The following is an 18993-nucleotide window of genomic DNA, read 5'->3' as shown; positions in this document are numbered from 1 at the left end:
AATGATTGCGATTCTGGGCACGGGCAAGATGGGCGAGGCCCTGCTGTCCGGTCTGCTGCGCGCCGGGTTCAAGCCCGGCGACATCATGGCGACCAGCCGCCGGACCGAGCGGGCGCAGGCGCTGCGCGAGACGTACGGCGTGCGCACCGTCTCCAACTCCGAGGCCGCCAAGGTCGCCGACACCCTCATCCTGGCCGTCAAGCCGCAGGACATGGCGACGCTGCTGGCCGAGATCGCCCCGTACGTGCCCGCCGACCGGCTCGTGATCACCGCCGCGGCCGGCATCACGACGGCGTTCGTGGAGCAGCGGCTCGGGGTGGACGTGCCCGTGGTCCGGGTGATGTCCAACACGCCGATCAGGTTCGACGAGGCGATGAGCGTGATCTCGGCGGGCGCCCACGCGGGCGAGGAGCACCTCAAGCGCACCGAGGGCCTGCTCAGCCCGGTCGGCAAGGTGCTGCGCATCCCCGAGTCCCAGCAGGACGCCGCCACGGCCCTGTCCGGCAGCGGCCCGGCCTACTTCTTCTACCTGGTCGAGGCCATGGTCGACGCGGGCATCCTGCTCGGCATGCCGCGGGCCGCCGCGCTCGACATGGTCACCCAGTCGATCGTCGGGGCCGCCGTGATGCTGCGCGACTCGGGCGAGCACCCGGTGATCCTGCGCGAGGCCGTCACCTCGCCGGGCGGCACGACCATCGCCGCCATCGCGGAGCTGGAGCGGCACAGCGTGCGGGCCGCGTTCCTGGCCGCGATCGAGGCCGCCCGCGACCGGGGGCGCCAGCTCGCCTCCGGCTGAGAGACCGGCCGGCCTCACTCCTACGATGGGTCGCGTGACGTTACGTCGCGGCATCGCGCCGCTGCTCGTCCTTTTCGTACTGACCGGCTGCTCCTCCGAGCCGCCGCCCGCGGTCCAGGTCGGCGAGGTCGGCCGGGGCCCGGTCACGGAGGTCGTGGAGGCCCCCGCCACGATCGGCGCGCGTGCCTCCGCGACACTGCGCTCGCCCGCCCAGGGCACGATCGCCAAGCTGTACGTCCGCGAGGGCGACCGCGTGCGCAAGGGCCAGATCCTGGTCAGGATCAGCTCGCCCCAGGCCCAGAGCCAGCTCCGGCAGGCCCGCCAGGCCTCCAAGGCGGCCACCCCCGCGAGCTTCGGCACGCCGGAGGTCCGGCTGCCGTCGTTCGACACCCGGGCGTTCGACCGCAAGGTGGCCGCCCACTTCGCCAGGGCCCGCAAGGAGGCGAAGAAGGTCGAGGACGCGAAGACGCGCCGGCAGCTCCTGAACGCCATCGACCTCGCCCAGGCCCAGCACAAGGCGCAGACCAGGGCCCTGGCCTCGATCACCGCCCAGCTCAACCGCTCCATCAGCGGCCTGATGTCCGGCGTGACCGGCGGGCTGTCCCGCTCCATGGCCTCGCTGCAGGCGGCCTCGAAGTCGCAGGCCAAGGCCGCGGTCAAGGCGGCGGAGAGCACGGTCAGGTCGCTCACGATCAAGGCGCCGTTCGGCGGCGTCGTCACGCTCGGCCGCGCCTCGGGCGGCGGCGGGGCCGGGAGCGGCGTCGAAGGGCTGCTCAGCCGGCTGCCCGGCGGCGGGCAGCAGCTCCCGTCCCTGCCGTCGACGGGCGGCTCCACCTCCGGCAGCCCGGTCGTGGCGGGCGTCCCCGTCTCGGCGGGCGACTCCATCGTCACCGTCACCGACGTCTCCGAGCTCACCCTGGACGCCGACGTCGACGAGACCGACGTGCTGCTGGTCAAGAAGGGCGTGCGGGCAGGCGTCGAGCTGGACGCGGTGCCCGGCGCCACGTACAGGGCCGTGGTGACCGGCATCGGCGTCACCCCCATGGAGGGCACCACGGGCGGCGTCAGCTACCCGGTGCGGCTCACGCTCGGGCCCGGCGCCTTCGACGACGGCTCCAAGGCGCCCACCCCCAAGCCGGGCATGAGCGCCGTCACGCGGCTGACCGTGCGCGAGTCGCCCTCCGCCGTCTCGGCCCCGGCCTCGGCCATCGTCTCCAGCGGGCGCGAGAGCGTGGTCTGGGCGATCAGGAACGGCGCGGCGGAGCGCCGCGTGGTCAAGCTGGGGGCCCAGGGAGACGCGGTGGTCGAGGTGCTGAGCGGGCTGTCCGTGGGCGACCGGATCGTGGTCAAGGGCGCGGACTCCGTACGGCAAGGGCAGCGGATCCCGTGACGGCCGCCATCGAGGCGGTGGACCTCACCCGGCGCTACCAGCTCGACGGCGTGGCCGTGGAGGCGCTGCGCGGCGTGTCGCTCCGGATCGACCAGGGCGAGTTCGCCGCCATCGTCGGGCCTTCCGGGTCCGGCAAGTCGACGCTCATGCACCTGCTCGGCTGCCTCGACCGTCCCAGCTCGGGCGTGCTCAAGGTCAACGGGGTGGAGATCTCCGGATTGTCCGACACCGAGCTGGCCGAGCTCCGGAACAAGACCATCGGCTTCGTCTTCCAGTCCTTCCACCTGCTGGCCAGGACGTCGGCGCTGGACAACGTGGCGCTGCCGCTGGTCTACCGGGGGGTCGGCCGGGCCGAGCGGCGCGCGCGGGCCCGTACGGCGCTGGAGGCGGTCGGGCTCGGGCACCGGCTGGAGCACCGGCCGTCTCAGATGTCGGGCGGCGAGCAGCAGCGCGTCGCCATCGCCAGGGCGCTGGTCGGGGAGCCCAAGGTGCTGCTGGCCGACGAGCCCACGGGCAACCTCGACACCGCCAACGGGGCCGAGGTCATGGCCATCCTCGACCGCCTCAACGGCGAGGGCGGGGTGGCGGTGGTGCTCGTCACGCACGAGCCGGAGGTCGCCGCCCACGCCCGGCGGCAGATCCACGTACGGGACGGGTTGATCGAGAAGGACACGGCGTGAGGTCCAGCGAAGCGTTCGCCATGGCGCTGGAAGCTCTGCGGGTGAATCGGCTGCGCAGCGCGCTGACCATGCTGGGTGTGATCATCGGCGTGCTGGCCGTGGTGATCCTGGTGGCCATCGGCACCGGCGCGAAGGACGAGATCGAGAAGCAGATCTCGGGCCTCGGCACGAACATCATCCTCGTCGTCCCCGGCCGCATCAGCCTGGGCGCCGCCCCGACGCAGAGCAAGCTGGGCCTGGCCGACGTCGCCTACCTGCGGCGCGTGGTGGGCGACCCGTCGAAGGTGACGGTCTCGCTGCAGTCGGGCGAGACCGTACGCGTCGGCAGGGCCGAGGCGTTCGTCACGGTGATCGGCACCGACCAGAACCTCGTCAACATCTTCGAGCGCCCCCTGGACAAGGGCCGCCCGCTGAGCGAGACCGACGTGGACACCCGGCGCAGGGTGGCCGTGCTCGGCTCGGAGGTGGCCGACCGGTTGTTCGGCGACCTGGACCCGATCGGGCGGCAGGTGACGGTGGCCGGGGCCAGGTTCCGGGTGGTGGGCGTGTACGCCGAGATCGGGCAGACGTTCGGGCTCTCCCGCGACCAGGAGATCCACATCCCGGTGACGACGGCGCAGCGGCTGCTCGGGATCGAGCGGATCAACGGGCTGGCGGTCGGCGCGTCCGGGCCGGACGAGATCGATCCGCTGTCGGAGAAGGTGACCGCGGCGCTGCGGGCGCGGTATCCGGGCGAGCAGTTCTCGGCGGTCACGCAGACCGCGCTGCTCGGCACGATCGGCAGCGTGCTCGGCATGCTCACCGGCGTGCTGGCCGCCATCGCGGGCATCTCGCTGCTGGTCGGCGGCGTCGGCGTGTCGAACATCATGCTGGTCAGCGTCCGCGAGCGCACCCGGGAGATCGGGCTGCGCAAGGCGCTGGGGGCCAGGCAGCGCGACATCCTGGCCCAGTTCCTCATCGAGGCGGTGCTGCTGACCACGATCGGCGGGCTCGCCGGGATCGTGCTCGGGGTGGGCGGCGCGCTGGCCATCGCGGCGTTCACTGAGGTGCCGGCGTCGATCACGTGGTGGTCGATCGCGCTGGCGTTCGGGGTGTCGGCGGCGGTCGGGGTGTTCTTCGGCGTGGCGCCGGCGCGGAGGGCGGGCCGGCTGGACCCCGTCATCGCCCTCCGCGCCGAGTGATCTCAGGCGTCCCGCTTCTGCATCAGGACGGCCCCCGCGATCATGGCGATCACGACCCAGACGAGGTAGACGCCGAACCCGTTCCACGGGCCGAGCGAGCTGCCGCCCCGGGGCATCACGATCTGGGAGCCCGCGTTGGTGGTGAAGTAGTCGGACACGGTCTTGCCCCACTGCCCGGGTAGCATGGTCGTCACCTGCGGTAGGACCAGCATCAGCGCGATGGCCGAGACGATCGCGCCCGGCGTGTGCCGGATGAGCGTGCCCAGCCCCAGCCCGAACAGCCCGCAGGCGGTCAGGTAGAGACCGCCGCCGAGCACGGCCTGGACCACGTCACCCGTCTCCAGCGCCGGCGGCTGCGTGACCATCAGGCTGACGAGGACCGAGGCCCCGGAAGCGACCGTGGAGACGACCAGGGACACCGCCGTGAACACCACGATCTTGCCGGTCAGCAGGCTCATGCGCTTGGGCACGGCCATCAGCGACGTGCGGATGCCGCCCGTGCGGTATTCGCTGGAGATGACCAGCACGCCCAGCGTGGCCATGGACAGCGAGGCGAACATGGTGCCGACCAGCCCCATCATGATCGCCTGCGGTGCGTCGATCGGCCCGTCGGCCGAGTTCTTCGCGGCGATGCTGATGAGCGCGCCCATGCCCAGCATCAGCAGCGCGGTGACGGCCAGCGTCCACACCGTCGAGCGGACCGAGCGGATCTTGGTCCATTCGGACCTGAGGATGTCGATCATGACGAGAACTCCAGGCTGTCCTTGGTGAGCTCCATGTAGGCCGCTTCGAGCGAGGGCTGCACGAACGTCAGCTCCTCCAGCGGGATCCCGGCCCGCGCGGTGAGGGTGCCGATCTCGAGCGTGTTCATCGCGGTCACGCGCAGGTGGTCGGGGTGCAGCTCGCCGACCTTGACCAGTTCGGCCACCTCGGCCAGGCGGGGCGAGCGGATCCGTACGTACCCCTGCGAGCTGCGCCCGATGAACTCCTGCACGCTCGTGTCGGCGATGAGCCGACCCTTGCCGATCACGATCAGGTGGTCGGCCGTCTGCGCCATCTCGCTCATCAGGTGGCTGGAGACGAACACGGTCCGGCCCTCGGCGGCCAGCTTGCGCATGAACGTGCGGATCCACAGGATGCCGTCGGGGTCGAGCCCGTTGACGGGCTCGTCGAAGATCAGGATCTCCGGGTCGCCGAGCAGCGCCGCGGCGATGCCCAGCCGCTGCGACATGCCCAGCGAGAACCCGCCGACCCGCCGCCTGGCCACCTCGCGCAGGCCCACCGCGTCCAGCACCTCGTTCACGCGGCCCGCGGGGATGCCGTTGCTCTGGGCGATGGCCAGCAGGTGGTTGTACGCGCTCCGCCCGCCGTGCACGGCCTTGGCGTCCAGCAGCGCGCCCACCTTGCGCAGCGGATGCCTCAGCTCCCCGTACGGCCGGCCGTCCACGAGCACCGAGCCGCCGGACGGCCGGTCGAGCCCGAGGATCATGCGCATGGTCGTCGATTTGCCGGCCCCGTTCGGCCCCAGGAATCCGGTCACCTGGCCCGGCTCGACGTCGAAGGAGAGGTCTGAGACGGCCGCGGTGCCGCCGTAGCGCTTGCTCAGGTTCGTAGCTCGTATCGCGCTCATGATCCCAGCGTGCCGTCGCGCGCACCCGGTTTCCTCCTGCCCGGGAACCGTCTCCGGCGAGGGGGTCTGGGAGCGTGGTCCTACTCTCCTGGGCGGATCAGCCCCGCCTCATATGCCACGATCACGGCCTGCGCCCGGTCCCTGACGCCGATCTTGGCGAACAGGCTCGTCACGTGGTTCTTGACGGTCGAGGGGGAGACGGACAGGTCCTGGGCGATCTCGGTGTTGGACCTGCCGCGGGCGATCAGCACGAGGACCTCCCGCTCGCGGTCGGTCAGCCCGTCCAGCTCGGCGGGTACTTGCCTCGGGCGGGACACGTGGATGAATGCACCGATCAGCCGGGTCAGCAGGCGCGGCGCGACGGCCGACTCGCCCCGGTGCACCACGCGTACGCCCTCGATGAGCTCCTCGGGGGAGACGTCCTTGGGCAGGAACCCGCCGGCGCCCGCCCTGAGCGCCGCGACCACGTTCTCGTCCAGGTCGAACGTGCTCAGCGCGAGCACCCGCACCTCCGGCAGCTCCGCGGTGATCAGCTCGGTCGCGCGCACCCCGTCGAGACCCGGCATGTGCAGGTCCATCAGCACCACGTCGGGCCGCAGCCGCCGGCACAGCTCCACCGCCTCGGCCCCGTCCGCGGCCTCGCCGACCACGCCGAGGTCGGGCTGCGCGTCGAGCATCAGCCGGAAGCCCTTGCGGACCAGCTCGTGGTCGTCGGCCAGCAGTACCTTGATCTTCACGGCGCCTCCAGGGGGATGCGGGCGAGCACGCGGAAGCCTCCTTCTGGGCGGGGCCCGGTCGAGAGCTGGCCGCCGCATAACGCCACCCGCTCGGCCATGCCGCCGAGCCCGAACCCCGGCGTGCCGCCGCCCGCCGCCAGGCCGTCGTCCACCACCTCGACCTCCACGGCCCGGGGCTCGTACGCCAGCCGCACGCTCGCCCTGGCGCTGGTCGCGTGCTTGCGGGTGTTGGTCAGCGCCTCCTGCACGATCCGGTAGACGGCGTGGTCGACGGTCGCGGGCAGGGCGACGGGCTCGCCCGTCACGACCAGGCTGGCGGGCAGCCCCGCCGACTTCGCCTCCTTGATCAACGAGGGTAGCCGGTCGGCGCCCACCCCGGTCGCGGCGTCCGGGCCCTCGCTGCCGTCGGCCCTGAGCACGTCCAGCAGGCGGCGCATCTCCGACATCGCCTGCCGGGCGGTCTGCTCCGCGCTCTCCAGCGCGTTCCTGGTGACCTCCTGCTCGGGCGGGAGCGTCGCCCGAGCGCCGCCGACCAGCGCGTTGATGACGGTGATGTGGTGGGCGACCACGTCGTGCAGCTCCCTGGCGATCCGCCGCCGCTCGGCGCGCACGGCCGCGTCGGCGGCCTCGCGCCGGCCGCGCTCGGCGAGCTCGGTCCTGAGCCGGACGATCAGCCCGATCCCCACGGGCACGCCGACGGAGAACAGGGAGATCACCCAGCCGCCGGCGAGCTGCCTGAGCACTTCCGCCGCCGTCGCGTACGCGGCGAACACCGCCGCCGTCGCGATCGCGGTCGTGCGGCCCGCGGTGTAGCGGCCCACGCTGTAGAGCGCGATGGACGCGGCCACGCCGCTGTTCAGCGCCGTGACGGTGGCGATGCTCGCGATGTCCACAGCGGTCACCAGCGCGACGGTGACGAGCGGCCTGCGGCGGCGCATGAGCAGGAACGGCATGCCCGCCAGGTAGAACACCGCGCTCGGGACGGATGTCATGTCGCCCAGGCGAAGCATGAAGAACAGCGCGATCAGGGCGGGAAGGGAGAGCACGACCACGAGCGTCGTGTCGAAGACCCTGGGGCGTCTGAAGTAGCGCACGATCTTGAGGAAGGTTCGCCGCACGCTACGACCCTAATCATGAAATTTCTAGATCGGTTGGCCGACTCTGGGCTACAAGGCGGCGTCTGCCCTGCGGTAACGTCGCCCCAAGGACGAGGGAGAGGATACGGATGAGCCGGTCGGCGCGGGTGATCTGGGACGACGCTCTCACCTCCTACAACTTCGGCCCGAGCCATCCGCTCGCCCCCGTGCGCGTCGAGCTGACCATGGCGCTCGCCCGCGCGCTCGGCGTGCTCGACAAGGTCGAGATGGCCGGCTGCGAGCCCGCGACGGACGCCGAGCTGGCCATGGTCCACACGAGCGACTACATCGAGGCCGTCAAGCGCGTGTCCGCCTCCGGGCGGCCCGACCTGGGTGCCGGGCTCGGCACGCCGGACAACCCCGCGTTCCAGGGCGTGCACGACGCCTCCGCGCTGATCGCCGGCGCCTCGCTGGCCGCCGCCCGCGCGGTCTGGGAGGGCTCGGCCGAGCACGCCGTCAACGTCGCCGGCGGCCTCCATCACGCGATGCGCTCCAGCGCGAGCGGCTTCTGCGTCTACAACGATCCCGCGCTGGCCATCGCCTGGCTGCTGAGGCAGGGGGCCGGCCGCATCGCGTACGTGGACGTGGACGTCCACCACGGCGACGGTGTCCAGGCGGCCTTCTACGACGACCCCAGGGTCCTGACGATCAGCCTGCACGAGAGCCCGCGCACGCTGTTCCCCGGCACCGGCTTCCCGGAGGAGACCGGCGCGGAGGGCACGTCCGTCAACGTCGCGCTCCCCGCGGGGACCGGCGACTCGGGGTGGCTGCGGGCCTTCCACGCGGTCGTGCCGCCGCTGCTGCACGAGTTCAGGCCGGAGATCCTGGTCACCCAGCACGGCTGCGACAGCCACGCGCTCGACCCCCTGGCCAACCTGATGCTCAGCGTCGACGGCCAGCGGGCCGCGTACGCCGCCCTGCACCACCTGGCCCACGAGACCGCCGGCGGCCGGTGGATCGCCACCGGCGGCGGCGGTTACGAGCTGGTGCAGGTGGTGCCGCGGGCGTGGACCCATCTCATCGCCGAGCTGGCGGGTCACCCGGTCGATCCGGCCACCCCGACGAGCGAGAGCTGGCGCCAGTTCGTCAGGGAACGTACGGGCGAGACGCCGCCGCTCACGATGACGGATGGCCGCACTCCGGAATTTCGTGACATCTCTGGTGGTTATGACCCAGCGGACCCCATTGACCGTGCTGTCATGGCGACCCGACATGCGGTGTTCCCCCTGCACGGCCTCGATCCAATGCCCTAACGAGGAAGTGCTGTGCTTAGCCGCGACCAACTACGAGAGCACCTTGTCCAGACTCGAATAGCCGGCGACGTCGCGACCCCCCGAGAGAACAACCTCGACCACTACAGTTCGCTCGCCAACGGCGACCCGCACTACAAGCTGGGCCTGACCTTCGACCAGCCGTGGTCGTACCGCGACATCCTGGCGCTGATGGCCAAGTCGGCCGGCGTGGCCTCCGACCCCGACCACCGCTGGGGCCAGGACACCATCGACCCCGACCTGGTGATCGACGCGCTCGACGACATGGCCGAGTCCATCGCCGCCGTGCTGTCGCGGGAGAGCCCGCGCGTCCTGCTCGCCACCGGGCACCCGACCGGGCTGCTCGCCGTGCACCTGCCGCTGGCGCGGCTCTGCGCCGAGCGCGGGGCCGAACTGCTCGCGCCGGGCGAGGGATGGTCGTACTCCGGGCCCAATTTCGGGCGTCGGCGGAAGATCCGCTATTTGCAGGACGTCGCCATGCTCGACGACCGGGGCGCGTTCGTGCACACCCACGACGCCACGCCCATGTGCCACATGATCGACGAGCTCGGCGGGGAGCTTCCCGACCTCGTGATCGCCGACCACGGCTGGGCGGGAGCGGCGGGAGAGGCCGGTGCGCACACAGTGGCGTTCGCCGACAGCAACGACCCCGGACTCTTCCTCGGCGAGGCCGAAGGAAAGATTGACGTGGTCGTCCCGCTCGATGACAATGTGCTACCGCGCTTTTACGCTCCGCTGACGGAGCGGATCGTCACTCAGGTCTCACGAGCCCTTTGAGTCGAATTCGGCCCTCCCGATACCGTCTTTTCGCGCCTGCATTCCAAGAGGCTCGCTGTCCCTTTGCCAACTTTTGATGGGGCTCCGGCGACTCTTATGTGTGGCAACTTGGACAGTTCCAACGTCCAGGTGAGGTGCTCTGCCCGGCTGCTCACCAGCGATTTCGCTGGTTCGGCTGACAGGCGGCTCCGGCGACTGAGAAACTAGGGGGTTTGCGCACCCGGAGTCCCGACTTACGCTGACGGCAGTACACGTGCGTGAGCAATGGCACCAGTGGGGATAACCCGGAAACACGTGCGGAAGAGGCGTCCGATGGGTGCAGGCGAAAGACCTCTCAGTGAGGTGAAGTTCCTGACCGTCGCGGAAGTGGCGACGGTCATGAGGGTGTCCAAGATGACGGTGTACCGGCTCGTCCACTCTGGCGAGTTGCCGGCCATCCGTGTCGGCCGGTCGTTCAGGGTGCCTGAGCAGGCGGTACACGACTATCTGCGGGAGGCCTACATCGAGGCAGGCTGAAGTAGCGACGTGACCCGTCATGTCGTGAATGTCGTGAAAGCTGTCCCGGGAGGGGCCCGGCCGCCGGAAGGCGCGACCGGGCTCTCACCCCCCGGTGGGGCGATCCACCGTCGATCGCCGGTAGTCTGTGAGCCGGTGTGCGCTCGCACTCCGGTCAGACTTGCTATCAGTACCTGGGGGTCCCGTGGGCTCTGTGATCAAGAAGCGCCGCAAGCGGATGGCTAAGAAGAAGCACCGCAAGCTGCTCAAGAAGACGCGCATCCAGCGGCGTAACAAGAAGTAACTTACGCAGCTGCGAGGCGCTGATGACCCACACCGTGCTGGTCACCGGGGTCTCGCGCCATATCGGCGCCCGGGTGGCGAGCATTCTCTCGTCCGACCCGGACATCAGCCGCGTCATAGGAGTTGACACCGTGCCGCCCCCCTGGCTAACACGGGACGGCGGCATCTCTCTCGGCCGGACTGAGTTCGTTCGGGTGGATTTGCGCAGCCCTGACATCGCTCAGGTGATCGCGGCTGCCGACATCGACACTGTTGTGCACATGAGCCTGGTCAGCGCTCCGTCGAGGAGCGGTGGCAGGGCCGCCATGAAAGAGCACAACGTGATAGGCACCATGCAACTGCTCGGTGCCTGCCAGCGGTCGGCGACCGTGCGGCGCGTGGTGGTCCGCTCCACCACCGCCGTCTACGGCTCGTCGCCGCGGGATCCCGCGGTGTTCACCGAGGACCTGGAGCCCCACGACGGCCCCACCCACGGCTACGCCAAGGACGCGGTCGAGGTCGAGGGCTACGTCCGGGGCTTCGCCCGGCGACGTCCCGACGTGACGGTGTCGATGCTGCGCTTTGCCAACTTCATGGGTCCCGGCGTCGACTCGCCGCTGACCCGTTACTTCTCCCAGCCGGTGCTGCCGACCGTGTTCGGCTTCGACCCGCGACTGCAGTTCATCCACGAGGACGACGCGGTCGAGGTGTTGCGCCGGATGGCGACGGAAGAGCACCCCGGCACGTTCAACGTGGCCGGGGCAGGCGTGCTGCTGCTGTCGCAGTGCGCCAGGCGGGCGGGCCGGCCTTCGATGCCGCTGCCCTCGCCCGCGTTCAAGGTGCTGGGCAACGCCGTACGCAGGATCGGGCTGGTCGAATACTCGCCCGAGCAGGTCAGGCTGATGTGCCACGGGCGCGCGGTCGACACCTCCGCGCTGGAGGCGGCGCTCGGATGGAAGCCCAAGTTCACGACCGGGGCGGCGTTCGACGACTTCTTGCGCTCGCACGGCCTGCACCCGCTCGGAGGTGTGCGGAGTTGAGCGTTCCCCAGGAACAACAGGACGCCGTGGTGATCCCGATCAGCGCGGCGCCGTCGTTCGAGGAGCCCGATCGGGTGGCCAGGCTGCTGGCCTTCCTGCGCAGGCGCGTCGACGGCGACTACGAGGTCGACGAGTTCGGCTACGACGCCGAGCTGACCGACAAGGTGGTCCTGGAGCTGATCAGGCCGCTCTACACCGACTGGTTCCGGGTGGAGACGGTCGAGCTGAAGAACATCCCCGACGAGGGCGGGGCGCTGGTCGTCGCCAACCACTCGGGCACGCTGCCGGTCGACGCGCTGATGCTGCAGGTGGCCCTGCACGACGAGGCCGCCCGGCCGCTGCGGCTGCTCGGGGCCGACCTGGTCTACCAGCTCCCGGTGCTCAGCCACCTGGCCCGCAAGACCGGCCACACGCTGGCCTGCCCCGAGGACGCCGACCGGCTGCTGCGCAAGGGTGAGCTGGTCGGGGTGTTCCCCGAGGGCTTCAAGGGCGTCGGCAAGGCGTTCGGCGACCGCTACCGGCTGCAGCGGTTCGGCCGCGGCGGCTTCGTGGCCTCGGCCATCCGCGCGGGGGTGCCGATCGTGCCCACCGCGATCGTCGGGGCCGAGGAGATCTATCCCAAGGTCGGCGATCTGAAGTTCCTGGCCAGGATGCTCGGGCTGCCCTACCTGCCGATCACACCGTTCTTCCCGCTGCTCGGGCCGCTCGGGCTGGTGCCGCTGCCGTCCAAGTGGATGATCGAGTTCGGCGAGCCGATCCGCACCGACGAGTACGACCCGTCCGCGGCCGACGACCCGATGGTGGTCTTCAACCTCACCGACCACGTTCGCGAGGTCATCCAGCAGATGCTCAACGAGCTGCGATTGCGCCGAGGACACGCCTTCCCGCCCTTCGTGTGAAACCTGCGGGGTGCCTCCGGTGTTCTACGGGCGACAAAGACAAATTCGCCAAAACATCGGGAGGAATCCCATGGATCTTCAGCTTTCCGGCCGCGTCGCCGTCGTCACGGGCGCGTCCAAGGGCATCGGACTGGCCGTGGCCACCACCCTGGCCGAGGAGGGCGCCCACGTCGTGGCGGCCTCGCGGACCCGTACGGACGAGTGGCCCGACAAGGTCGTGCACGTGCCCGTGGACCTGATGGACCCCGAGTCGCCCGCGCGGGTCGTGGCGCGGGCCGTGGAGGAGTTCGGCGGGGTTGACATCCTGGTCAACAACGCCGGCGGCCCGCCGCCCGGGGCGACGCTGCCGCGTGCCGGGTTCCTGACGCCCTCCGACGAGGACTGGGCGGCCATGTTCGAGTTCAACCTGTTCGCGGTCGTACGCATGATCCGGGCGGCCCTGCCCGTCATGCTGGAGCGGAGCGGCGGCTCGATCGTCAACGTCTCCTCCACCATGAGCAGGCAGGCCGGCCCCGTCAACGTCGACTACGGCGCCGCCAAGGCGGCCGTCAACCAGCTCACCAAGTCCCTCTCGGAGGAGTACGGGCCCCAGGGCGTCAGGGTCAACACGGTGATGCCCGGCGCGGTGCTGACGGACTGGTGGACCAAGGAGGGCGGCGCGGCCGAGGTCTTCGCGGGCATGGCGGGCTCCGACAAGGAGAGCGTGATCAACGAGGTCGCGCCCGCCTCGATGAAGATGGTCACGGGGCGGCTCGTCCACCCGCAGGAGATCGCCGACGCGGTCGCCCTGCTCGCGTCGCCACGCTCCGGCAGCACGACTGGCGCCGAGTTCGTGATCGACGGGGGTCAGCTCAAGGAGCTGTGAACCCTCTGGGCGGGTTGTGGCAAGACATCCGTGACCGATCCCCCCAAAGAAGGGCGGAGATGATCACGCAACCCGCCACCAGGGGTGCGGATGCGGAGCTCGTGAGCGCCTCGTGGACCGAACCCGAGGCGTTCGCCGAGCTCTTCGACCGCTACTCCGCGATGCTCTACCGGTACGTCTCCAAACGCCTCGGCCCAGAGCCGGCCGAGGACCTCGTCGGCGAGACGTTCCTGGTCGCCTTCTCACGCAGGAAGAGCTACGACCTGGCGTACCCGGACGCCCGGCCGTGGCTCTTCGGCATCCTCACCAAGCTCATCTCCCGGCACCACCGCAAGGAGGCGGCCCGTTACCGGGCCCTCCTGCGCGCCCCTGTCGACTCCGACGTGGAGTCGCCCGCGGACCGGGTGGCCGCCGGGGTCACCGCCCAGGCCGTCCGCGCCGAGCTGGCCGGGGCCCTCGCGGCGCTGCCCGCCAAGGACCGGGACGTGCTGCTGCTCATCGCCTGGGGCGATCTCACGTACGAGGAGGTCGGGCGGGCGCTCGGCATCCCCATCGGGACCGTGCGCTCCCGCCTCAACAGGGGCAGGCGGAAGGTGCGGGCCGCACTCGGCGACACCAACCCCATGGAGGAGGAGTGACGATGGACGACCTGAAGCTGCTCCGGGACCTCGGGGAGGAGATCGGGCACGAGCCGCCCGCGACGCTCGTCCGGCAGCGCGACCGCCTGCTGCGCGCGCGTCCCCGCCGCCGGTGGGGCGGCTGGTGGACGGCGGGGCTGGTCGCGGTGGCCACGGCGAGCGCCGTCGCCGTGCCCGCCGTGCTCGTCAGCGGCCGGCACACGGCCGCGCCGCCCGCCGGTTCGCAGGCCGTGGACATGAGCGGCACGCGGAACGTGCTGGTGATCGGCTCCGACACCCGCGTGGGCGACGGCAACGCCGAGTACGGCCCCATGCTGGCCAGACAGGACGGCGGTGGCGGCAAGCGGTCCGACACCATCATGATCGTCAACGTCCCGGCCGACCGCGGCCGCGCCACCGTCGTCAGCGTCCCGCGCGACTCGATGGTCCAGATCCCGCGCTGCGACTCGTCGCCCGCGAGGTTCGGCATGATCAACTCCGCGTACGACACCGGCGGGGCGGGCTGTCTCAAGCGCACGCTGGAGTCTCTGACCGGGCTGCGGATCCAGCACTCGGTGGAGGTGGACTTCTCAGGCTTCAAGGGCATGGTGGACGCGCTGGGGGGCGTCGAGGTCACGCTGCCCAAGGCCGTGGACGACAAGGCGTCGAAGCTCAAGCTGTCGGCCGGCAAGCACCTGCTGAACGGGGAGGCCGCGCTGGGCTACGTGCGCCTGCGGCACTACGGCGACGGGTCGGACGTCCAGCGGATGAAGCGGCAGCAGACCCTCGTGCTGGCGATGCTGAAGAAGGCCAGGTCGGGGTTGTCCTCGCCCGAGCGGCTCAAGCCGTTCCTGGAGATGGTGCGCAGGTCGGTCAAGACCGATCTGAACCTGGAGTCGATGTACGAGCTGGCCACCGAGCTGTCGGGCACCAAGCTGGACTTCACGACGGTCCCGTGGGAGCCGCATCCGGAGGACAGGAACCGCCTGCAGTGGAAACAACCGGAGGCCGAAAAGCTCTTCAAACGCCTCAGAGGGTGACGACTCGCCGTAACGGCTAGATCGAGTTGCGGTAGTGGCGGCGGAGGGCGATGCCGGCGGCGATGCCGCCGGCTATGGCGCCCACGCCGGCCGCGATGGGCAGGGCCGTCAGGGTGGCCTTGCGGCCGGTGCGGAAGTCCTTGATGGGCCAGTCGTGCTTCCTGGCGTGCTCCCGCAGCTCGCTGTCCGGGTTGATGGCCACCGCCGAGCCCACCAGCGACAGCATCGGCAGGTCGTTGGCCGAGTCGCTGTAGGCCGTGCAGCGGGTCAGGTCGAGGCCTTCGCGGCGGGCCAGGGCCCGCACCGCCTCCGCCTTGGCGGGACCGTGCAGGAGGTCGCCCACCAGGCGTCCCGTGTAGATCCCGTCACGGGTCTCCGCGACCGTGCCGAGGGCGCCGGTCAGGCCGAGCCGCTGCGCGATGACGCGGGCCAGCTCCACGGGGGTGGCGGTGACGAGCCAGACGCGCTGGCCCGCGTCCAGGTGGCTCTGGGCGAGGGAACGGGTGCCGCCCCAGATGCGGTCGGCCATGACCTCGTCGTAGATCTCCTCGCCGAGGCGTACGACGTCGTCGACCTTGGCCCCCGCCACGAACGCCAGCGCCGTCTCCCTGGCGACCGCGATGTGCTCGGGGTTCTCGTTGCCGCGCAGCCTGAACACGGCCTGCCCGACCGCGAACTTCATCAGGTCGGACGTCGTGAACATGCCCCGCGTCGCCAGCCCCCTGGCGAAGTGGTAGATCGAGGCCCCGCGCATCATCGTGTTGTCGACGTCGAAGAACGCCGCCGCCTGCAGGTCCGGCTCGACCGGGGCGACGGTGGCCGCCGCCTGCGCCGCGGCCTCGCCGGCGGCCTCGGGCGCCATCTCGTGTCGTCGTCGAATTAGCCGCCACATGGCGCTCAGCTTACTTTCCTAGTCAGGCGCGACCAGACCCTCGATGTAGTCAAGGTATCCCTCCGCCTGGGCAAGTTGTGAGTCGTCGAGCTGCGTGAGTATCGGCCCGACCACCTTCTTCTGGTCGCGGGCGAAGGTCTTGATCTTAGGGGAGCGCGGCTCCGCCCGCTCCAGTCTGCTGATGCCCGAGCGCGTCGACTCCTCCATGTCCTTCAGCGTCCTGCCGACCAGCGGGCCGCCCTCGGCCGAGCCGAGCAGGGTGGCGACCTCCCTGGCCCGGGTCTTGGCCGAGTCGAGCTCGCGTTCGCCGCGTTCGGCGTCGTCGCTGCTGAGGCGTACGAGCGTGCTCTCCGCGGCGCGCTTGAGCGGGTAGAGGGAGTCTCCCGGCACCGACTGGTACGTGGCGAAGGAGGAGATCATCAAGGCCGCCGCCAGCCCCAGCGTGGCCAGCTGCGACAGCAGCGGCCGCCGGCGCGCCGGACGGCGGTGGGCGGGTGCCTCCGGCTCGGGCGCTTCCAGGAGCGCGCCGGACAGGATCTCCGCGCGCAGCCGCTCGCGGAAGGCGGGCTCGGGCATGCCCCCGAGCGGCAGGCTGCGCAGCTCCGCGAGGTGCTCGAGCACGAGCTCCCGCTCCCTGCGCGCCCTACCCATGACAGCTCCCTGACGGATCCGGCAGTGACATCTGAACAACGAGATGCGGATGGGGGAAGTTACGCCAGATCGTGCTTAAGTGCCCTGGCCAGCGCCCGGACGGCGCGGAACTGCAGCGCTTTGATCGCTCCACTCTTCTTCCCCATGATCAGCGCGGTTTCCGCGAGCGAGAGGCCGTGCAAAAAGCGCAGGACCACACACTCCTGCTGCTCGGGATTGAGATCTCGTACGGCACGCAGGACCCTGTCGTTGATGATCGCGTTGACCACGGCGTTCTCAGGGATGTGCGAGCCGTCGAGCGGTACGTCGATGATCTCGCCCGTCGGGATCTCCAGCCGGTAGCGGCCGGATTTGAAGTGGTCGGTGACCAGATTTCTGGCGATGGTCACGAGCCACGCGCCGAAGTCGCGTCCCTGCCACGTGAAGTCGCCGATCCTGCGCAGCGCGCGCAGGAAGGTCTCGCTGGTGAGGTCCTCGGCTAATTGGTGCGATCCCACCCGGAAGTAGATGTAGCGGTAGACGAGATCCACATACCGGTCGTAGAGCGTGCCAAAGGAATCGGTGCAGCCACTTTTGGCATGCAGCACCAGCGTGCGAATGTCGTCGGGCACTTCTTCGCGCACGGCGGGCTCGCCCGTCCGGGCAGGCACAGCGACCGTTGGCGCAAGCAGCCCGGCGAACGGTGACGAGTCAGGCATCCGGTATCCCTAGGGGTAAGGGGTGCGGCGTGCTCGAACACTCTAGAAATCAACCGGAAATTCCACAATCCACAGCGTGCTGGCATGACTAGGCGTAATCGGCAGATACCGTGTCTCCCGACCCGTTCCCTCTTCGGCTACCGGTCTGGGAGGTTCGTCCGGCAGCATTGGAGTCATCATGGAGATCCTCGTTGCCGTCATAGCTTTCGCCGGTGCGCTCCTGGCCGCGATCGCGGTGGGCGCCCTGATTCAACGACTTCGCGACGAGCCTGAGGGGTGGTTGATCGCCTGGACCGTTGCAGTCGTGTCTCTTTGCCTGTCACTGGCCGTGATCGGCATCGGTTACGTCTTCGGGTTCGGCTCGGTCACGTTCCGGATCTACCAGATCACGGGATCGCTGCTGGCGCCGCTCTGGCTGGCCGTCGGCATGGTCCAGTTGCTGGCGGAGAAGGCGCCGCCGAGGTTCCTCGCATGGCTGATCGGCATCGCCCTGACGATCGTGTCGGTGGCCATCCTCATCTTCGACCCGCTCAAGAGCGAGGAGATGGGCAAGTCGCTGCCGACGGCCGCCAACTTCTGGGCGATCATCCCCGACAAGCTGCTGCTCGGCGTGCACGTCGTCGCCGTCCTGATCATGCTCGGCATGCTCGTCGTGGCGGGGATCAAGTGGCGCCAGGGTGACGAATACGACACCGACAACCTGCACGCGTCGGCGGTCATCGTCCCCTCGGGGATGGCGCTCGTGGGCGCGATGAGGTTCACGGTGCCGGCGCTGTTCACCACGGCGCTGCTCGCCGTCGCCGCGGCGGCCGTCTGGTACACCGTGCTGCGGCCCCTGGCGCCGTACGAGGACGACGACGAGGACGATTTCGACTCCGACCGCGACGAGCGCCCTTCGCGCCGGGACGATCGCTCTCAGCGTCGCGAGGAGCGCGCGCAGCACCACGACGAGCGCCCCATGTTCCGCGACGAGGCGCCCATGCAGCCCCCGCCGGGCCCCAGGGGCATGCCTGAGCCCGTTCCCGGCGGTCCCGGGCTCCCGCCCTCCCCACCGCGCAGGTCGTCGGGCCTGGGCGATCTGGTGGCCGAATACCGCGCGGGCGACCAGGGGGTCGACTACGCCGCGCGCATGTCACCGCCGCCCGACTCGGGGCCCTCGACCGGCTACATCATGAACGGCGCGCCGCCCGCCGCGCAGGCGCCGCCCCAGCGCCCCGACTTCGCGATGCCGGGGACCGGCGCGGTCTACCCGGGCGCCGAGCTGTTCTCGCCCGCGCCGCAACACCAACAGCAGCAGCAACAGCAGCCCGGCTCCGGCAAGCCCTCACCGACCATCTACGGCCTGCTCACCGTCTTCACGATCATGGACGGGGCCGGGGAGGCGTTCGACCGGCTGGCCGAGGCGACCGTCGAGGCCGTGCGCCGGGGCGAGCCCGACACGCTCGTGTACGCCTGCCACGCGGTCAAGTCGGCCCCCCTGCAGCGCATCGTCTACGAGCTCTACCGCGACGAGGTCGCCTACCGCGACCACCAGCGCCAGCCTCACGTCGAGAGGTTCGTCAACGAGCGGCAGGCGATGGTGCTGGCCACCAACGTCATCGAGCTCAACGTCAACGCCGCGAAGGTGGTGCCGCTCCCGACGGTCACGTACTGAGGGCCGCCCGCAGCCGGGTCTCGTCGACCCGCCAGAAGTCGTGCTGCACGCCGTCGATCAGCGTGACCGGGATCATCTCCCAGTACTTCTCCTGAAGCTCCTCGGAGGACTCGATGCTGATCTCCTCCCACGGCACCCCGAGCTCGCCCGCCACCTTGGCGATGATCTCTCGCGCGTCCTCACACAGGTGACAGCCGGGCTTCCCGAGCAACGTGATGCGATGCATAGGCACACGCTACCGCCGCGACTTTGTGCATCGGTT

General features: G+C 70.3%; 22 protein-coding genes. 14 read left to right on the top strand and 8 right to left on the bottom strand.

The features are described 5' to 3' along the window. Position 1: 1 nt before the first annotated feature. Genes proC through AB0J87_RS44395 form a run of 4 tightly spaced genes read left to right on the top strand, consistent with a single transcriptional unit; the run spans position 2 to position 4047 of the window. Positions 2-796, top strand: coding sequence for a pyrroline-5-carboxylate reductase (proC, locus tag AB0J87_RS44410; RefSeq protein ID WP_350739738.1), 795 nt, complete (start codon positions 2-4; stop codon positions 794-796). Between the two features lie 34 nt (positions 797-830). Continuing rightward, a complete protein-coding gene (locus tag AB0J87_RS44405) occupies positions 831-2186 on the top strand; it encodes an HlyD family efflux transporter periplasmic adaptor subunit (protein ID WP_363976811.1) in 1356 nt (451 codons plus the stop codon). Continuing rightward, positions 2183-2866: an ABC transporter ATP-binding protein gene (locus tag AB0J87_RS44400; RefSeq protein WP_363976808.1), complete on the top strand. Its 684-nt coding sequence runs from the start codon at positions 2183-2185 to the stop codon at positions 2864-2866. The genes AB0J87_RS44405 and AB0J87_RS44400 overlap by 4 nt, the downstream gene beginning before the upstream one ends. Further along, entirely contained in the window at positions 2863-4047 is a 1185-nt protein-coding gene (locus tag AB0J87_RS44395) for an ABC transporter permease (protein ID WP_363976805.1), read from the top strand. Before AB0J87_RS44400 ends, AB0J87_RS44395 begins: the two co-directional genes overlap by 4 nt. Before the next feature lie 2 nt (positions 4048-4049). On the opposite strand, the gene AB0J87_RS44390 is transcribed toward AB0J87_RS44395, so the two are convergent. The 4 genes from AB0J87_RS44390 to AB0J87_RS44375 all read right to left on the bottom strand — a co-directional run bounded on the left by AB0J87_RS44390 (position 4050) and on the right by AB0J87_RS44375 (position 7532). Next, complete coding sequence (locus tag AB0J87_RS44390) at positions 4050-4790, bottom strand: ABC transporter permease subunit (RefSeq protein WP_363976802.1); 741 nt, start codon at positions 4788-4790, stop codon at positions 4050-4052. Next, on the bottom strand, positions 4787-5677 hold the full coding sequence (locus AB0J87_RS44385) for an ABC transporter ATP-binding protein (RefSeq protein ID WP_363976799.1): 891 nt from the start codon (positions 5675-5677) through the stop codon (positions 4787-4789). The genes AB0J87_RS44390 and AB0J87_RS44385 overlap by 4 nt, the downstream gene beginning before the upstream one ends. 80 nt (positions 5678-5757) lie before the next feature. Continuing rightward, on the bottom strand, positions 5758-6414 hold the full coding sequence (locus AB0J87_RS44380) for a response regulator transcription factor (protein WP_350739754.1): 657 nt from the start codon (positions 6412-6414) through the stop codon (positions 5758-5760). Further along, positions 6411-7532 (bottom strand): histidine kinase, encoded by a 1122-nt coding sequence (locus AB0J87_RS44375; RefSeq protein WP_363976796.1) that lies wholly within the window; start codon positions 7530-7532, stop codon positions 6411-6413. Before AB0J87_RS44375 ends, AB0J87_RS44380 begins: the two co-directional genes overlap by 4 nt. Before the next feature lie 107 nt (positions 7533-7639). On the opposite strand from AB0J87_RS44375, the gene AB0J87_RS44370 reads away from it, so the two are divergent. The 9 genes from AB0J87_RS44370 to AB0J87_RS44330 all read left to right on the top strand — a co-directional run bounded on the left by AB0J87_RS44370 (position 7640) and on the right by AB0J87_RS44330 (position 14836). Continuing rightward, positions 7640-8803, top strand: coding sequence for an acetoin utilization protein AcuC (locus AB0J87_RS44370; RefSeq protein ID WP_363976793.1), 1164 nt, complete (start codon positions 7640-7642; stop codon positions 8801-8803). A gap of 12 nt (positions 8804-8815) precedes the next feature. After that, a complete protein-coding gene (locus AB0J87_RS44365) occupies positions 8816-9598 on the top strand; it encodes a phosphatase (RefSeq protein WP_363976790.1) in 783 nt (260 codons plus the stop codon). A gap of 312 nt (positions 9599-9910) precedes the next feature. Continuing rightward, positions 9911-10114: a helix-turn-helix domain-containing protein gene (locus AB0J87_RS44360; RefSeq protein ID WP_026214222.1), complete on the top strand. Its 204-nt coding sequence runs from the start codon at positions 9911-9913 to the stop codon at positions 10112-10114. Between the two features lie 184 nt (positions 10115-10298). Beyond that, positions 10299-10397 carry an AURKAIP1/COX24 domain-containing protein gene (locus AB0J87_RS44355; RefSeq protein ID WP_018654693.1) on the top strand — a complete coding sequence of 33 codons (99 nt, stop codon included), beginning with the start codon at positions 10299-10301 and terminating at the stop codon, positions 10395-10397. Positions 10398-10419: 22 nt separating this feature from the next. Next, on the top strand, positions 10420-11415 hold the full coding sequence (locus tag AB0J87_RS44350; protein WP_350739765.1) for an NAD-dependent epimerase/dehydratase family protein: 996 nt from the start codon (positions 10420-10422) through the stop codon (positions 11413-11415). Next, positions 11412-12314, top strand: a complete 903-nt coding sequence (locus AB0J87_RS44345; protein ID WP_363976785.1) for a lysophospholipid acyltransferase family protein — start codon at positions 11412-11414, stop codon at positions 12312-12314. The genes AB0J87_RS44350 and AB0J87_RS44345 overlap by 4 nt, the downstream gene beginning before the upstream one ends. A 70-nt stretch (positions 12315-12384) precedes the next feature. Continuing rightward, positions 12385-13179 carry an SDR family NAD(P)-dependent oxidoreductase gene (locus AB0J87_RS44340; protein WP_363976782.1) on the top strand — a complete coding sequence of 265 codons (795 nt, stop codon included), beginning with the start codon at positions 12385-12387 and terminating at the stop codon, positions 13177-13179. Between the two features lie 59 nt (positions 13180-13238). Further along, positions 13239-13817, top strand: coding sequence for a sigma-70 family RNA polymerase sigma factor (locus tag AB0J87_RS44335; protein ID WP_185069958.1), 579 nt, complete (start codon positions 13239-13241; stop codon positions 13815-13817). A gap of 2 nt (positions 13818-13819) precedes the next feature. After that, positions 13820-14836 (top strand): LCP family protein, encoded by a 1017-nt coding sequence (locus tag AB0J87_RS44330; protein WP_363976778.1) that lies wholly within the window; start codon positions 13820-13822, stop codon positions 14834-14836. Between the two features lie 16 nt (positions 14837-14852). Here the strand turns inward: AB0J87_RS44330 and AB0J87_RS44325 are convergent, their stop codons facing one another. The 3 genes from AB0J87_RS44325 to AB0J87_RS44315 are packed head-to-tail and all read right to left on the bottom strand — an operon-like array spanning position 14853 to position 17077. Next, positions 14853-15728: an HAD-IB family hydrolase gene (locus tag AB0J87_RS44325; protein WP_350739774.1), complete on the bottom strand. Its 876-nt coding sequence runs from the start codon at positions 15726-15728 to the stop codon at positions 14853-14855. An 18-nt stretch (positions 15729-15746) separates the two neighbouring features. Next, on the bottom strand, positions 15747-16379 hold the full coding sequence (locus tag AB0J87_RS44320) for a DUF5667 domain-containing protein (protein WP_363976775.1): 633 nt from the start codon (positions 16377-16379) through the stop codon (positions 15747-15749). A 59-nt stretch (positions 16380-16438) separates the two neighbouring features. After that, on the bottom strand, positions 16439-17077 hold the full coding sequence (locus AB0J87_RS44315) for a sigma-70 family RNA polymerase sigma factor (protein WP_350739779.1): 639 nt from the start codon (positions 17075-17077) through the stop codon (positions 16439-16441). Positions 17078-17255: 178 nt separating this feature from the next. On the opposite strand from AB0J87_RS44315, the gene AB0J87_RS44310 reads away from it, so the two are divergent. Continuing rightward, positions 17256-18731, top strand: a complete 1476-nt coding sequence (locus tag AB0J87_RS44310) for an antibiotic biosynthesis monooxygenase (protein ID WP_363976772.1) — start codon at positions 17256-17258, stop codon at positions 18729-18731. Here the strand turns inward: AB0J87_RS44310 and AB0J87_RS44305 are convergent. Beyond that, a complete protein-coding gene (locus AB0J87_RS44305; protein ID WP_192789467.1) occupies positions 18721-18957 on the bottom strand; it encodes a glutaredoxin family protein in 237 nt (78 codons plus the stop codon). The genes AB0J87_RS44310 and AB0J87_RS44305 overlap by 11 nt on opposite strands. Between the last annotated feature and the right edge of the window lie 36 nt (positions 18958-18993).

Source organism: Nonomuraea sp. NPDC049625 (assembly GCF_040675285.1).
Lineage (GTDB): Bacteria > Actinomycetota > Actinomycetes > Streptosporangiales > Streptosporangiaceae > Nonomuraea > Nonomuraea angiospora_A.
The sequence above is the reverse complement of the archived record's forward strand: the minus strand, read 5'-3'. Positions and strand labels throughout refer to the sequence as shown.